At 72.3% G+C, this 14,330-nt stretch carries 12 protein-coding genes and 1 pseudogene; 9 read left to right on the top strand and 4 right to left on the bottom strand.

Annotation, left to right across the window (positions count from 1 at the left end):
* The first annotated feature begins 414 nt into the window (after positions 1-414).
* From ACFXMG_RS11560 to ACFXMG_RS11545, 4 genes are read left to right on the top strand one after another with little or no spacing between them, the layout of a single operon-like run.
* Positions 415-1,170 carry a (5-formylfuran-3-yl)methyl phosphate synthase gene (locus ACFXMG_RS11560; protein WP_383814980.1) on the top strand — a complete coding sequence of 252 codons (756 nt, stop codon included), beginning with the start codon at positions 415-417 and terminating at the stop codon, positions 1,168-1,170.
* An 8-nt stretch (positions 1,171-1,178) separates the two neighbouring features.
* A complete protein-coding gene (locus ACFXMG_RS11555) occupies positions 1,179-2,588 on the top strand; it encodes an aldehyde dehydrogenase family protein (protein WP_384119721.1) in 1,410 nt (469 codons plus the stop codon).
* Complete coding sequence (locus tag ACFXMG_RS11550) at positions 2,585-3,697, top strand: NAD(P)-dependent alcohol dehydrogenase (RefSeq protein ID WP_383814578.1); 1,113 nt, start codon at positions 2,585-2,587, stop codon at positions 3,695-3,697. The genes ACFXMG_RS11555 and ACFXMG_RS11550 overlap by 4 nt, the downstream gene beginning before the upstream one ends.
* On the top strand, positions 3,694-4,653 hold the full coding sequence (locus ACFXMG_RS11545) for an SAM-dependent methyltransferase (RefSeq protein WP_383814580.1): 960 nt from the start codon (positions 3,694-3,696) through the stop codon (positions 4,651-4,653). The genes ACFXMG_RS11550 and ACFXMG_RS11545 overlap by 4 nt, the downstream gene beginning before the upstream one ends.
* 67 nt (positions 4,654-4,720) lie before the next feature.
* Here ACFXMG_RS11545 and ACFXMG_RS11540 read toward each other — a convergent pair whose 3' ends face one another.
* The gene (locus ACFXMG_RS11540) at positions 4,721-5,254 is read right to left on the bottom strand and encodes an EF-hand domain-containing protein (RefSeq protein ID WP_383814582.1); all 534 of its coding nucleotides are present in this window, start codon (positions 5,252-5,254) and stop codon (positions 4,721-4,723) included.
* A gap of 598 nt (positions 5,255-5,852) precedes the next feature.
* On the opposite strand from ACFXMG_RS11540, the gene ACFXMG_RS11535 reads away from it, so the two are divergent.
* Positions 5,853-6,074, top strand: coding sequence for a hypothetical protein (locus tag ACFXMG_RS11535; RefSeq protein ID WP_383814584.1), 222 nt, complete (start codon positions 5,853-5,855; stop codon positions 6,072-6,074).
* Between the two features lie 141 nt (positions 6,075-6,215).
* Here the strand turns inward: ACFXMG_RS11535 and ACFXMG_RS11530 are convergent, their stop codons facing one another.
* Entirely contained in the window at positions 6,216-7,739 is a 1,524-nt protein-coding gene (locus tag ACFXMG_RS11530) for an aldehyde dehydrogenase family protein (RefSeq protein ID WP_383814586.1), read from the bottom strand.
* Between the two features lie 110 nt (positions 7,740-7,849).
* Positions 7,850-9,034 (bottom strand): GAF domain-containing protein, encoded by a 1,185-nt coding sequence (locus ACFXMG_RS11525; protein ID WP_383814588.1) that lies wholly within the window; start codon positions 9,032-9,034, stop codon positions 7,850-7,852.
* Positions 9,035-9,546: 512 nt separating this feature from the next.
* On the opposite strand from ACFXMG_RS11525, the pseudogene ACFXMG_RS11520 reads away from it, so the two are divergent.
* Positions 9,547-10,332: pseudogene (locus ACFXMG_RS11520) on the top strand (RNA polymerase subunit sigma-70); the annotation flags it as partial.
* Between the two features lie 217 nt (positions 10,333-10,549).
* Complete coding sequence (locus ACFXMG_RS11515; RefSeq protein ID WP_383814590.1) at positions 10,550-11,647, top strand: PP2C family protein-serine/threonine phosphatase; 1,098 nt, start codon at positions 10,550-10,552, stop codon at positions 11,645-11,647.
* Between the two features lie 128 nt (positions 11,648-11,775).
* On the opposite strand, the gene ACFXMG_RS11510 is transcribed toward ACFXMG_RS11515, so the two are convergent.
* Entirely contained in the window at positions 11,776-12,708 is a 933-nt protein-coding gene (locus ACFXMG_RS11510; protein ID WP_383814592.1) for a LysR family transcriptional regulator, read from the bottom strand.
* A 71-nt stretch (positions 12,709-12,779) separates the two neighbouring features.
* On the opposite strand from ACFXMG_RS11510, the gene ACFXMG_RS11505 reads away from it, so the two are divergent.
* Entirely contained in the window at positions 12,780-13,379 is a 600-nt protein-coding gene (locus tag ACFXMG_RS11505) for a short chain dehydrogenase (RefSeq protein ID WP_383814594.1), read from the top strand.
* Positions 13,376-14,323, top strand: a complete 948-nt coding sequence (locus ACFXMG_RS11500) for a DMT family transporter (protein ID WP_383814595.1) — start codon at positions 13,376-13,378, stop codon at positions 14,321-14,323. The genes ACFXMG_RS11505 and ACFXMG_RS11500 overlap by 4 nt, the downstream gene beginning before the upstream one ends.
* Positions 14,324-14,330: the final 7 nt, after the last annotated feature.

Below are 14,330 nucleotides of genomic sequence, written 5' to 3'. Positions count from 1 at the left end.
ATCGACCGTGACCGCGACGCCGTGATCGCCGGTTCACCCTGCCCTGGAACTCAGGCGTGGTCGAAGGACACGTCAAACCGGACCGGGACGCTCAAGGCCAGATGCGAGGCGGGGCTCCGTCAGTGGACCAGCGTGCGACCTGCCGGATCATTCGTGCCTGGTGACCGGGCAGGAGGCAGACAGAGGCACCGGAGTACGCAAGTACGCATCGAGGGCGGCTGGCAGGGTTCGGCGGACGCCGGTGCACGCCCGGTGCACATTGCGTGATGCGCGCGCCTTCACGCGCCCAAGGGGAGCTCCGCGCGCCCTACCGGCGCCCGCGGGGCGACGGAAAGGATGAGCGCAACGCACATGAACCAGGTGATCCGCACCCCTGTCCTCGGCCAGGTGGACATGCGGCGGAAGGAGCTCACGGTGTTGCTTCTCATCTCCCCGGACGGTGTCGAGGAAGCCCTCGACTGTGCGAAGGCCGCGGAACACCTCGACATCGTCGATGTCAAGAAGCCCGACGAGGGCTCGCTGGGCGCCAACTTCCCCTGGGTCATCCGGGAGATCCGCGACGCGGTGCCGGCGCACAAGCCGGTGTCCGCCACCGTGGGGGATGTGCCGTACAAGCCCGGCACGGTGGCGCAGGCCGCGCTCGGCGCGGTCGTCTCCGGCGCCACGTACATCAAGGTCGGCCTATACGGCTGCACGACTCCAGAACAGGGAGTCGAGGTCATGCGGGCGGTCGTCCGTGCGGTGAAGGACCACCGCCCCGAAGCGCTCGTCGTCGCCTCGGGCTACGCCGACGCCCACCGCATCGGCTGCGTCAACCCGCTCTCCCTGCCCGACATCGCCGTCCGCGCCGGTGCCGACGCGGCCATGCTGGACACCGGGATCAAGGACGGCACGCGGCTCTTCGACCACGTTCCGCCCGACGCCTGCGCCGAGTTCGTCCGGCGTGCCCACGCCTCCGGTCTGCTCGCTGCCCTCGCGGGCAGCGTCAAGCAGGCAGATCTCGGTCCGCTGACCCGCATCGGCACGGACATCGTGGGCGTGCGGGGAGCGGTCTGCGCGGGCGGTGACCGCAATGCCGGGAGAATCCAGCCGCATCTGGTGGCGGCCTTCCGGGCGGAGATGGACCGGCAGGCCCGAGAGCACGCTGTCGGCACCTCGGCCGTGAACTGACCACCGGGATGCCGACACCAGAAGCCGGTCGCGTCCCTGGGCGTCGTGCCGCACGCCTCGCCGTCGTCGACCCGGCCACCGGGGAGGCCTTCGACGAGGCCCCCGACCAGCGGCCGGAGGAGTTGGACGAGGTGGTCGCCCGGGCACAGCGGGCCTGGCACGGCTGGCGCACCGACCACGCCGCCCGTACCACCGCCCTGCGCGCCGCCGCCGACGCCGTGGAAACAGCCGGCGACGACCTCGCCAGGCTGCTCACGCGGGAACAGGGCAAGCCCCTGGCCGAGTCGCACGCCGAAATCGCCCGTACGGCGGCCCGGCTGCGCTACTTCGCCGACCTGGCCCCCAGGTCCCGCCGGATCGACGACGGTCGGCCCGTGCACAGCGAGGTCCGCTGGCGGCCCGTCGGGCCCGTCGCCGCGATCGTGCCGTGGAACTTCCCGCTCCAGCTCGCGGCGGCGAAGTTCGCGCCCGCGCTCGCGGCCGGCAACACCGTGGTCCTCAAACCGTCCCCTCACACTCCGCTCGCCACCCGGCTCCTCGGCTCCGTCCTCGCCACCGTCCTGCCCGAGGACGTCCTGACCGTCGTCACCGGCCGCGAACCCCTCGGTGCCCGTCTCGCCGCCCACCCTGGCATCCGTCACGTCACCTTCACCGGCTCGGTGCCCACCGGTCGGGCCGTCGCCGAGGCCGCGTCGGCCTCGCTCGCCAGGGTCACCCTGGAACTGGGCGGCAACGACGCCGCCGTCCTCCTGGACGACGTCGACGTGGACCGGATCGCGGACCGGCTGTTCTGGGCCGCGTTCCGCAACTGCGGGCAGGTCTGTATGGCGGTCAAACGCGTCTACGCCCCCGCACGGCTCCACGCCGAGGTCGTCGAAGCCCTCGCCCGGCGCGCGAAGGCGGTCGTGGTCGGATCCGGACTCGACCCGGACACCCGGATCGGTCCGGTCAACAACGCTCCCCAGCTGGCCCGGGTCGAGCAGGTCACCCGGCAGGCCCTGGCGGACGGCGCCCGGGCCGCGGCCGGCGGCCACCGACTCGACGGAGCGGGCTACTTCTTCGCTCCCACGATCCTCACCGACGTCCCACCCGACAGCCCGGTGGTGACCGAGGAACAGTTCGGACCGGTCCTGCCGGTACTGCCGTACCGGGACCTCGACGAGGCCGTCGACGCGGCCAACGGCACCGGCTTCGGACTGGGCGGCTCGGTCTGGGGCACCGATCTCGACCGGGCCGAGGCAGTGGCCGACCGGCTCGAATGCGGCACGGCCTGGATCAACCACCACGCCGAACTCTCCCTCGCCCAGCCCTTCGCGGGCATCAAGGACAGCGGCGTCGGTGTAGCGGGCGGACCGTGGGGCCTCTACGGCAACCTCCGGCCGTTCGTCGTGCACCGCCCGCGCGAGGAGGAGGCGTGACGAGGAGGTTCCAGGCGGCCGTACTGCGCTCGTACGAGGACCCGTTCACGGTCGAGGAAGTGGCCCTGCGTACGGAGCCCGGCCCCGGCGAGATCCTGGTCGAGATCGCGGGAGCCGGGATGTGCCGTACCGATCTCGCGGTACGCCGATCGGCCGGCCGCAGCCCGCTGCCGGCGGTCCTCGGCCACGAGGGCGCCGGGGTCGTCGTGGCGACGGGCGGCGGCCCCGGCATCGCACTCGGCGTCGGCGACCACGTGGTGCTGAGCTTCGACTCCTGCGGACACTGCCGGAACTGCCTCGCCGCCGCCCCCGCCTACTGTGACTCCTTCGCCTCCCTCAACCTCTTCGGCGGGCGCGAGGAGGAATCACCGCGCCTCACCGACGCGGCCGGAAAGGTGCTGGCTCCCCGGTGGTTCGGCCAGTCCTCGTTCGCCGCGTACGCGCTCGTCCCGGCCCGCAACGCCGTCCGGGTCGACCCTGCCCTGCCGCTCGAACTGCTCGGGCCGCTCGGCTGCGGCTTCCTCACCGGTGCCGGAGCCGTACTGAACACCTTCGCCGCAGGACCCGGCGACACCCTCGCGGTGCTCGGCGCGGGAGCGGTGGGCCTCGCTGCCGTGATGGCGGCCACTGCCACCGGGATGCGGACCGTGGCCGTCGACCGGCATCCCGAGCGGTTGGTCCTGGCCGAACGGTTCGGCGCGACCCCGCTGTCCGCCGGATCGCACGGACTGCCCGAGCGGATCCGCCGACTGACCGACGGCGGAGCCCAGTACGCCCTGGACACCACGGCCTCGGCCCCGCTCATCAACGACGCGCTCCAAGCACTGCGCCCGACCGGCACCCTCGGCCTCGTGGCACGCCTCCACACTCCGCTGCCGCTCGTACCCGGCACGCTCGACCGAGGCCGCGGCATCCGCCACATCTGCGAAGGCGACGCGGTACCCGCACTGCTGATACCCCGGCTGACCGGCCTGTGGCGGGCCGGCCGCTTCCCCTTCGACCAGCTGATCCGCACCTACCCGCTGGCCGACATCAACGAGGCCGAACGCGACTGCGACGCCGGCCGCGTGGTCAAACCCGTCCTGCTGCCGGAAAGAAGAGACCGATGAGCGAAACCTTCACCACCAAGGAGTCCTCCCATCCCGCCACCGGCGGAGACTCGGCCGCCACGGCCGCTCGGCAGGGCGATGCGGAAGGCGTGGACGGAGGGGTGGGGCTGACCGCCCTCCTGGTCGCCGCGGCCCGGGCGATCGAGACCCACCGCCACGACAGCCTGGCCGAGGACGTCCACGCCGAACACTTCGTACGCGCGGCCCCGGCGTGCGCGGACTGGCCGGTACGCATCGGGCAGGTCCCGGAGGGGGACGACAACCCGCTGTGGGGCAGGTTCGCCCGCTACTTCGGGCTGCGGACCCGGGTCCTCGACGACTTCGTCCTCGGGTCGGTCCACGACGGTGCCCGTCAAGTGGTCCTGCTGGGCGCGGGGCTTGACACGCGTGCCTTCCGGCTGGACCTGCCGTCCGACTGCGTGGTCTTCGAGATCGACAGGGCGGGTGTGCTGGCCTTCAAGCAGCAGGTGCTCACGGACCTGTCGGCCGCCCCGAGGGTGAAGCGCGTCCCCGTACCGGTCGACCTGCGCGCGGACTGGGTCACCGCGCTGACCACCACCGGCTTCGACCCGGCCGCACCGAGCGTCTGGCTGGCCGAGGGGCTGCTCTTCTACCTGCCGAGCCCCGCCGAGACGTACCTCATCGACACGGTGGACCGGCTGACCACCGGGGGCAGCGCCCTGGCCTTCGAGGCCAAGCTGGAGAAGGACCTGCTGGCGTACCGCGACAGCGCGATCTACACGGCGACGCGGGAGCAGATCGGCATCGACCTGCTCGACCTCTTCGACCTGGGACCGCGCCCCGACTCGGCGGGTCGCCTGACGGCCAAGGGCTGGTCCACGTCGATGCGCACGCCTTTCGAATTCACCCGCCGGCACGGACGCGGTCCCCTCCCCGAACCGAACGACGCCCTGGAGGGGAACCGGTGGGTCTTCGCCCACAAGCCCGGGCCGTGACGTCCGTCGGGCCGACGGTGTACCGGGGCGGCCGGCGCCGCCCCGGGGCGCTCGTGACCGATCCGTGTCAGACCGCCGGGGTTCCCACCAGCCGGTCGCCGGGAATCCCGGCCAGCTCCGGTGCGTAGTAGTCCTCGATGCCGGCGGCCCATGTGGCCACGGTGATGCGATCCTCGGCGTCCGGGGCGAAGGCGTCGAAGAGCGCGTGGATGTTCGCCTCCTCGAAGCCGATCGCCGTCATCAGCGACACGAAGAGCGGACGCTCGATCAGGCCGTCCCCGTCCGGGTCGCCGAGTGCGGAGAGTGCCTCGGCGAACTCGGTGACCGTGGGGCCGAAACGCTCGGGGTCGAGCACGAAGGGGCGGAACTCGTCGACGGTGATCACGCCGTCGCCGTTGGCGTCCAGCTCGGTGGCCAGCGTCGTCCACCAGCGGCGGAACGCGGTCCGGATGGCCTCCTTGGCGCCGGCGTCCGATGCGACCGCCGCCTCCAGAACGCGTCCCGTCATGAGGTCGAAGTCGCCGGAGTCGATGACTCCGTTGCCGTTGGCGTCGAAGAGGGAGAAGACCAGCTCGACCCGCCTGGCGGCCTCAGTGCGCATGTCCGTCACCTGTCTCGTGCGGCCCGTCGGTCCCGGGCCTGGCTCAATGAGTGCTTCTACGTAACCGGGCTGGTGGGAGTGGCGTGACGGTGAGGCGGGCGTTGTTACCGGAAGGAGTGAGTTCGCCGACAATCGGTCCGGACGGCTCGGACCGAGCACCTGCGATCCAGGGTGATGCCCCCACATTCCCCTGGCGGGTCGCACTCGCCGACGCGGACTCCCTCCATCGTCACCTCACCTCCTTCACCTTCCTCACCGACACCGGCCGCGTCCCGCCGCCCCCCCCCGCGGTGACAGGAGTGCGGACGGGAGCTTTGTACCGTCCGAACCACGGCTGCCGACGCGAGGTGGGCCATCAGCCGAAACGGAATCGATTCGGCAGACCCGATCCGGGAACGGCGTGCTTGGTCCTCGGCGGCCGGGGCATCGCCGGCCCAGGTCGGACCCGTATCCGGGGGAGGGCGATCCCCGTGTCTCTTTGTTCCGTCACCGCAGCCATCAGCGCCGCGGCAGGCGCCTTCGTTCTGCTCGTGAAGTGCACTCCTTGAAGCGGCGAGCCGTCAAGGCCACGCGTCCCGTGCCGATACCGCTGTCGTTCGTGCACACACTGCGAAATCACGTCGATCGCTTCGGCCTGGCGCCCGACGGCCGAGTACTTCGCAACGCGGCCGGCGGCTACGTTGATCCAGCGGCCTACGGCAAGACGTGGGAGCGGGCCCGTAAGAAGGTCCTGGCTCCCCATGAGCACCCGACGCTCCTCGCCAAGGAGTCGGTGCAGGAGTGGAGCCGGCGCAGCGAGGACAGCAGCCCCAGGGGCTGAGCCGCAATCTGGCCCGTGTATGGCGCGGAACTGCTGGAAGAAGAGGGTTATTTCGACGCCTCCCCCACGGGAAGGCTCGAGCGCTCCAAGAAGGCGCCTGACCCGGGGAAAACCCCAGGTCAGGCGCCTTCTTTCGTGGCTCTAGAAGAAGCCGAGCTTCTTCGGGGAGTAGGAGACCAGCAGGTTCTTCGTCTGCTGGTAGTGGTCGAGCATCATGCGGTGGGTTTCTCGGCCGATGCCGGACTGCTTGTAGCCGCCGAAGGCGGCGTGGGCGGGGTAGGCGTGGTAGCAGTTGGTCCAGACTCGGCCCGCCTGGATCGCGCGGCCGGCGCGGTAGGCGGTGTTCGTGTCGCGGGTCCAGACGCCGGCGCCGAGGCCGTACAGGGTGTCGTTGGCCGTGCGGATGGCGTCGTCGAAGTCGGTGAAGGACGTGACCGCGACGACCGGGCCGAAGATCTCCTCCTGGAAGATCCGCATGCGGTTGTCGCCCTCGAAGATGGTCGGCTGGATGTAGTAGCCGCCCTCCAGGTCGCCTCCGTGGCCTACCTGCTGACCGCCCGTCAGGATCTTGGCGCCCTCCTGCTGGCCGATCTCCAGGTAGGAGAGGATCTTCTTCAGCTGCTCCGCCGACGCCTGCGCGCCGATCATCGTCGCGGGGTCCAGCGGGTGGCCCGCGACGATCGCCTCCGTGCGGGCGACCGCAGCCTCCAGGAACTCGCCGTAGTGGCCCCGCTGGACCAGCGCGCGCGAGGGGCAGGTGCAGACCTCGCCCTGGTTGAGGGCGAACATCGTGAAGCCCTCCAGCGCCTTGTCGCGGAAGTCGTCGTCCGCCGCCCACACGTCGTCGAAGAAGATGTTCGGCGACTTGCCGCCCAGCTCCAGCGTCACGGGCTTCAGGTTGGCGGAGGCGTACTCCATGATCAGGCGGCCCGTCGCCGTCTCGCCGGTGAAGGCGATCTTCGCCACCCGCGGCGAGGAGGCGAGCGGCTTTCCGGCCTCCTCGCCGAAGCCGTTCACGACGTTCAGCACACCCGGCGGCAGCAGGTCCGCGACCAGGCTCAGCCAGTAGTGCACCGACGCCGGCGTCTGCTCCGCCGGCTTCAGCACGACCGCGTTGCCCGCCGCCAGCGCGGGCGCGAGCTTCCACACCGCCATCAGGATCGGGAAGTTCCAGGGGATGATCTGCGCCACGACCCCCAGCGGCTCGTGGAAGTGGTACGCCACCGTGTCCTCGTCGATCTCGCTGAGCGCGCCCTCCTGCGCCCTCAGCGCCCCCGCGAAGTAGCGGAAGTGGTCGATGGCGAGGGGGATGTCGGCCGCCAGAGTCTCCCGGACCGGCTTGCCGTTGTCCCAGGTCTCCGCGACCGCGAGCGCCTCCAGATTGGCCTCCATCCGGTCGGCGATCCGCAGCAGCACCCCCGCCCGCTCGGCCGGCGGCGTCCGCCCCCACGCCGGGGCGGCCGCGTGCGCCGCGTCCAGGGCGCGCTCGACGTCCTCGGCCGAGCCCCGGGCGATCTCGGTGAACGGCTTGCCGTCCACCGGGCTCGGGTTCTCAAAGTAGCGGCCGCCGGCCGGGGCGACGTACTCGCCGCCGATCCAGTGGTCGTAGCGCGGCTGGTACGCCATGAGCGCGCCCTCGGTACCGGGTGCGGCGTAGCGGGTCATCGGCAGACCTCCCTGCGGGTCGGACGGATCCGGACCCGCGCCGCGCCCACCGGGGGAGGGCGCGCACGGGCGGCCGGACGGCGCGCGCCCGGCCGTCCCGACCGGCGCGCTCACCGCCGAGTGTGGGGGAGCGGACGTTGCAGACCCGTTGCGTCGGCGGACAGTTCCGCCTCCAGGCGGTCCAACCGCGCGTGTACGGGAGCCAGTTGTGCCGCAGGCACCGCCGCGCACAGCGCCCGCCACACGTCCAGGTCCTCCTCGCCCCACGCGCTGTACGCCCAGTCCGCCAGCAGCAGCGGATCCGCCCGGGCCACCAGCGCCGCCCGCATCCGGTCCGCCAGCCGCTCCCGCAGGCGTACGACCCCGGGCGCGGCCGAACCCGGCAGCAGAGGCCCCGCGTAGTCCCCGGCGGCCGCCGCCACCGCCCCCGAGGCGAGACGCCGGTCCACCGCCGCGAAGTCGGCGTCCACCGGGCAGGCGAGCCGGTACGGACGCGAACGCAGCAGCTCCGGGCCGAGCAGGCCCCGCAGGCGGGACAGCTCCGCGCGCAGCGTCACCGGCGTGACCGACTCGTCCTCGTAGAGAAGGGTCAGCAGCTCCTCGCCCGACACCCCCTCCGTGCGGTGCGCGAGCACCACCACGATCTCGCTGTGCCGCCGGCTCAGCCGCAGCCGCCGCCCGTCCACCGCCAGCAGCGCCTCGTCCCTGCCCAGCGCCGTCAACCGCGGCCGCCCCGGCGCCGGTTCGGGGGCCAGCAGCGCCAGCTGCGCCTCGGCCGCCCGCGCCACCGCCCGCACCAGGCCGAGACTGTGCGGATGGGCGAGCCCCTCGCCGCCGGTCAGATCGACCGCGCCGAGCAGCCGCCCGCTGCGCGGATCGTGCAGCGGCGCCGCCGCACACGTCCAGTCCCGCACCGGTGGCCGGAAGTGCTCGCCCGACACCACCTGCACCGGCCGGCCGACGGCCAGCGCCGTCCCCGGCGCGTTCGTCCCCGCCGCGGCCTCGGCCCAGCCCGCACCGGCCACGAAGTTCATCCGCCGCGCCTGCCGCAGCGCCGCCGGGTCCCCTTCCACCCACAGCAGCCGCCCGCCCGCGTCGCACACCGCGAGCAGATGCCCGCCGTCCCGGGCGTCCGCGCCGAGCAGTTCCCGGATCACCGGCATCGCCGCCACCAGCGGATGCCCCTCCCGGTACGCGGCCAGCTCCTCCTCGTCCAGCTCCATCGGCGCCGCCCCGTCCCGGCTGACCCGCGCCCGCTCCGACCGCCGCCACGACTCCGCCACCAGCGCCCGCACGGCCGGAGGCCGTACTCCCGGCCCTGGCCCTGGCCCTGGGGCGGGCGCTGAGCCTGGCGCTGAGCCTGGCCTGGGTGCTGGACTGGGCGCCGGCCCCGGCTCCGGCTCGCGCCGTCCGTTCCTCCGCGTCGTCGCCTCGCTCAACTCGGCCTCCCCATTGAGGACGTACGGCTTCCCGGCGCACATCGTCGTGGCACCGCCCGCCGCCGACAAGGACCCGGAAGCGTCCGCATATGCGTCCTGGCCGGGACCGATCGACGCCGATCGACGCCGGTCGGGACCGGTCGGGACCGGCCCCGGACGCACCCGCCTATCGTTGCGTGCACCGGCGCCTTCCATGCGCGCCGCGTGTGCGCCGAGCGTGGTCGGGCAGGGGTTCGAAGGAGTGTGCGGTATGGGGGACGGCGCCGGGGCGCGGGTGACGGTGGAGGAGCTGGAGGCGCACCGGGGAGAGCTGAGCGCTCGTACGGGCCTGGCGGAACGCCGAGCGGTTCGAGGGCAGGTCCTCGCTCCGGGCCTGGGTGTACCGCATCGCCACCCGCGTCTGCCTCGACGCCCTCGCCTCCGGGAAGCGGCGGGCGCTGCCGATGGACCTGAGCGGACCGGCGGACGGCGCCACACCGCCCGGAGCCCCGGCGGACGCCGTCCTGTGGATCGATCCCCTGCCGGATGGCGATCCCGGGGCCACGGTGACGGCCGCCGAGTCCGTACGGCTGGCGTTCGTCGCCGCCCTCCAGCACCTGCCGCCCAAACAGCGCGCCACGCTGATCCTGCGGGACGTGCTGGGCTTCACGGCCCGCGAGGTCGCCGATCTGCACGGCGCCACCGTCGCCGCGGTCAACAGCGCCCTGCAACGGGCCCGTGCCACGCTCACCGACCGCCGGGAGGAGGTCGGCGGGCGGTGCGCCCCCGCACCCGACGGGGTGCGCCGGGCCCTGGCGGAGCGGTACGCCACCGCGTTCGCGCGGTACGACATGGAGGAGCTGAACCTCCTCCTCCACGTCGACGCCACGCTGTCCCTTCCGCCCTACGCGACCTGGATGCGCGGCGCCGCCGACATCCGCTCGTGGCTCACGGGCCCGGCGGTCGGCTGCCGCGGATCGCGCCTCCTCCCGACCACCGCGAACGGCTCCTTCGCCTTCGGCCAGTACCGCCGCCGTACGGACGGGACCGGTTACGAGCCCTGGGCCCTCCAGGTCGTCGAGTTCTCCGGCGACCGCATCGGCAGCATCACGGCCTTCCGCGACACCGCGCGCCTCTTCCCTCTCTTCGCCCTCCCGGACCGCCTGGGCCCGTGACGTCGTCGCGGAGCCGAGGACACCGGCGCTGCCCACGCATCCCGGATGGGCGATACTTCGAAGACGGGGGTATCGCTCGGGGCCGAGGGGCCTGGAGGCCGACGTGGGCGACGTGGGCGGCGTGGGCGGCGAGCGTGGTGTGGGCGGCGTGGGCGGCGCGCGTGGCGGGCGGTCCGTATCCCCGCGGAGGGCGTCCGGACCCGACCGTACGGGCATCATGGGCACCACCCTGTGGCTGTCCCGGGCGGTTCCCGCCCTCCTCATCGGCGTCGGCATCGTCTTCCAGCTCGTCACCCCCACCCAGCTGACCGGTACCCCGTTCTTCGTCGCCGCGCCGCTCGCGGCGACCGCGCTGCACTCCTGGTGGGCGACCCTGGCGTTCGGCGGTGCGGGCCTCGTCTCCGCCGCGCTCCTCCACCTGGTCGCCGGCGCCATGTGGGAGTCCGTGACCGCGCAGGACCTGGCCACGGAGCTGGCCACCATCGCGTTCGCCACCGTCCTCGCGGTCCTCCTCAGCAGGGTCGTACGCCGTGGCCAGGAACAGCTGGCCACCGCCCGGGGCGTGGCCGAGGCGGCCCAGCGGGCCGTCCTGCCGGCACCGCCCGAGCGCCTCGGAGGACTGCGGCTGGGAAGCCACTACGAGGCCGCGCAGCAGGACGCGCTGATCGGCGGGGACCTGTACGCGGCGCGATCGACCCCGTACGGCGTACGGCTCGTGATCGGGGACGTGAGGGGCAAGGGCCTGGGGGCGATCGAGACGGTCTCCGTCGTGCTGGGCGCCTTCTGGGACGCGGCGGACCGCTGCACGACACTGACCGGCGTCGCGGGGAACCTGGAGCGCGCGCTGGCCCGGGAAGCCGTACGGCGCAGCGGGTTCGCCGACACGGAAGGGTTCGCCACCTGCGTCCTCGTCGAGGTCCCGTCCGGAGCGGGCGTGCTGCGCACCCTGAATCTCGGCCACCCACCGCCCCTGATCCTGACGCCCGACGGAACCGTCACCACCCTCACACCCTGCGTGTCCAGCGTCCCCCTCGGACTCGGCGACCTCGCTCCTACCGCGCCCGTCGCGGACGAGTGGGACTTCCCCGCCGGAGCCACCCTGCTCCTGTACACGGACGGCCTGTCGGAGGCGCGGGACGAGAGCGGGAGCTTCTACGACCCCGTAGGCCGCCTCACCGGCCGGATCTTCCCGACCCCCACGCGCCTGCTCGACGCCCTCGTGAGAGACGTGAAGCGCTACACCGGCGGCCTGGCGACGGACGACATGGCCCTGATCGCGGCCCAGAGCTCCACGGGCGGGAGCGGACCGTCCTAGGGCCTTTCGTTTGGATCATCCGGTTGTTGGCCGGGGTGTGCGGTTGCCTGATGCTTTGGGCGCGGATGGAGACCCTTAATGTGTCTATGAGCTACTCGCGGTCGGTCGCGAGCGTGAGTGGCTGGTGCTCACGGGGCGTTCGATTCCTCGGCGTTTTCGCCGTGGTTGAGGCTGAAGGGCGGGGTGCTGGTGTCGAGGAGCCGGGCGAAGTAGTCGCGTGCGAACTGTGCGAAGGCGTGTGCTTGCGGGTGCGGATCGGTGGCCCTCCAGGCGAGGATCACTTCCACAGGCGGAGAGTCCTCGATGGGCCGGTAGGTCACGTCGGGAGCTTGGTGGTTGTAGGTTGTGGCTTGTGCGGTCACGCCCACGGCGTCGCCGACGGAGATCCGGGTCAGCCATTCGTCGGTGTTGGCCACACTGATCGTGTGCGGGGTGTGGCCGGTGTGGTCCCAGAGGTGGTCGGTCACCGTGGGCGCGGTCGCGCAGACGGCGACCGGTCCTTGCGCCAGCTCGGGCAGCGTGACACTGGTCTTTGCCGCGCGGGGGTCCTCCACGGCGATCGCCGCGACCAGCCTCTCCGTGAACAGCGTGGCCGTCGCCAGGCCGGGCAGCGGTTCCGGCGAAGGCGGTGTCCTGCGGACGAGGGCGGCGTCGATGGCTCCGCGCCGGAGAGCCGCTACAGGGTCGGGCGGGCGGCTGAGTTCGACCGCTCCTGCGTGGGCCCGCTTCCACTCCTGGAGCAGCTGCACCGTGTGGCCGCCGAAGCCGGCCCAGGCCCAGCCGAGCCGCAGCGGGGCCTCGGTGTGGCCCAGTTCGTCCAGTGCGGTGTTGAGCGACGCGAGCAGTTCTCGCGCGGTCGCGGAGAATTGGCGTCCGGCCGGGGTGAGGGACATCTCCCGGGTGGTGCGTTCGACCAGCCGTACCCCCGTGATCTCCTCCAGCTGGGTGATCGTGCGCGACAGGGTGGGCTGTGTCGTGCCCAGCACGGCCGCGGCGGTCGTGAACGTGTTGGACTCGGCCAGGGCGACCAGGGCGCGCAGATGCCGCAGCTCCACATTCATACGCCAAGCGTATAACGGGTGGTGCGTTCGCGTATTTCCCTCCGGAGGGTCCCGGTGTCTAGCGTCGGGGCATGCGAATCATTCTCGTAGGTGCAGCAGGAAAAGCAGGCCGGGCCGTCCACGAGCTGATGGAGGCGCGGGGTCACGAAGTCGTCACCGTCGGCCGGACGTCCGGGGACGTCCGCTGCGACATCTCCGACCCGTCGCAGCTGGCCCGGATGTGGGAGCGGGCCGGGCAGGTCGACGCCGTCGTCTCGGCAGCCGGGGAGGTGCCCTACGCGCCGCTGGCCGAGCTCGGCGGCGAAGACTTCGAGTCGGCGTGGCAGCAGAAGGCGCTCGCGCAGATCAATCTCGTCCGTACCGGCTTGGACCACGTGTCCGAGCGCGGCTCGTTCACGCTGATCAGCGGGATTCCCTCGCGCGATCCGATCGTCTCCGGGGCGGCCGCGGCGACCGTCAACGGCGCCATCGAGGCGTTCGTCCGCGCAGCCGCGATCGAGATCGCCCCCCGGCGGATCAACGTGATCAGCCCGTCGGTGTTCACCGAGAGCCTGGACGACTTCGGCGACTTCTTCCCCGGATTCGTCCCGGTCGACGTGGCCGATGTCGCACGCGGGTTCCAGAAGGCGGTCGAGGGCGCCTCGACCGGGGAGGTCATCACGCTGCCGTGACTGCACAACGCCGGGCCGCCGTGGCGGCCTACATCGCTCTGGGCATGATCTGGGGCTTCAGCTTCGTGTTCATGCACATGGCCGCACCGTTCATCAGCCCGGCGCAGACGACGCTGCTGCGTGTGGCGTTCGGCGTCGTCCCTGTCCTGGTCTTCGCCCTGGTGACGCGGTCGCTGGCATGGCGCCATCTGCGTCACTTCCACCACTTCGCCGTCCAAGCGGTGCTGGCCGCCGGCCTCTACTACTACGCCTATGCGGCCGGCACGGCCCGGCTGGACAGCGGCATCGCGGGGGCATTGAGCGGGTCGATCCCGCTGTTCGCCACCGCCGCCGCCGTCCTGGTCTTCCGCACGGAACCGCTCACGGCGCGCAAGGCGACAGCGGTGCTTGTAGGGGCGGTCGGGGTAACGTCGCTGGCGCGCCCCTGGGCGGCCGACGAGGTCGACATGGCCGGCCTGATGTGGATGCTGCTGGGCTCCGCCAGCCTGGGAGCGTCGTTCGGCTACACCCGCCGGTTCATCAGCCCGCTGGGGATCCCCGCAGCCGCGGCGGCCTCCTACCAGATGCTCCTGGCCGTGCTCGGCCTGACCATGGTCACCGACCTGTCCGGCATCACCGCCATCGCACACGACCCGACGGCGCTGCTCGGCGTCACCCTCGGGCTCGGCGTCGGCGGCACCGGATTCGCCTTCGTCTGCTACTATGTCGCCGTGGTCGGCCTCGGCGCACTGACCGCGTCGACCGCGACCTACATCCCGCCCGTGGTGGCGATCATCATGGGTGTCGGACTCCTCGGCGAACCGCTCCACGCCGTCACGATCGTCGCGGTGGCCCTCATCCTGTGCGCCGCCGTCCTCACGCAGAAGCCGTCCCCCTCCACCACCCGGCAAGAACGCGGCGAGAAGCCCACTCCCGAAACGGTCACAGCCCGTCCGCAGGAATAGGCAGCCG

The organism is Streptomyces sp. NPDC059201 (assembly GCF_042754585.1).
In the GTDB taxonomy this organism is placed as follows: domain Bacteria; phylum Actinomycetota; class Actinomycetes; order Streptomycetales; family Streptomycetaceae; genus Streptomyces.
The sequence above is the reverse complement of the archived record's forward strand: the minus strand, read 5'-3'. Positions and strand labels throughout refer to the sequence as shown.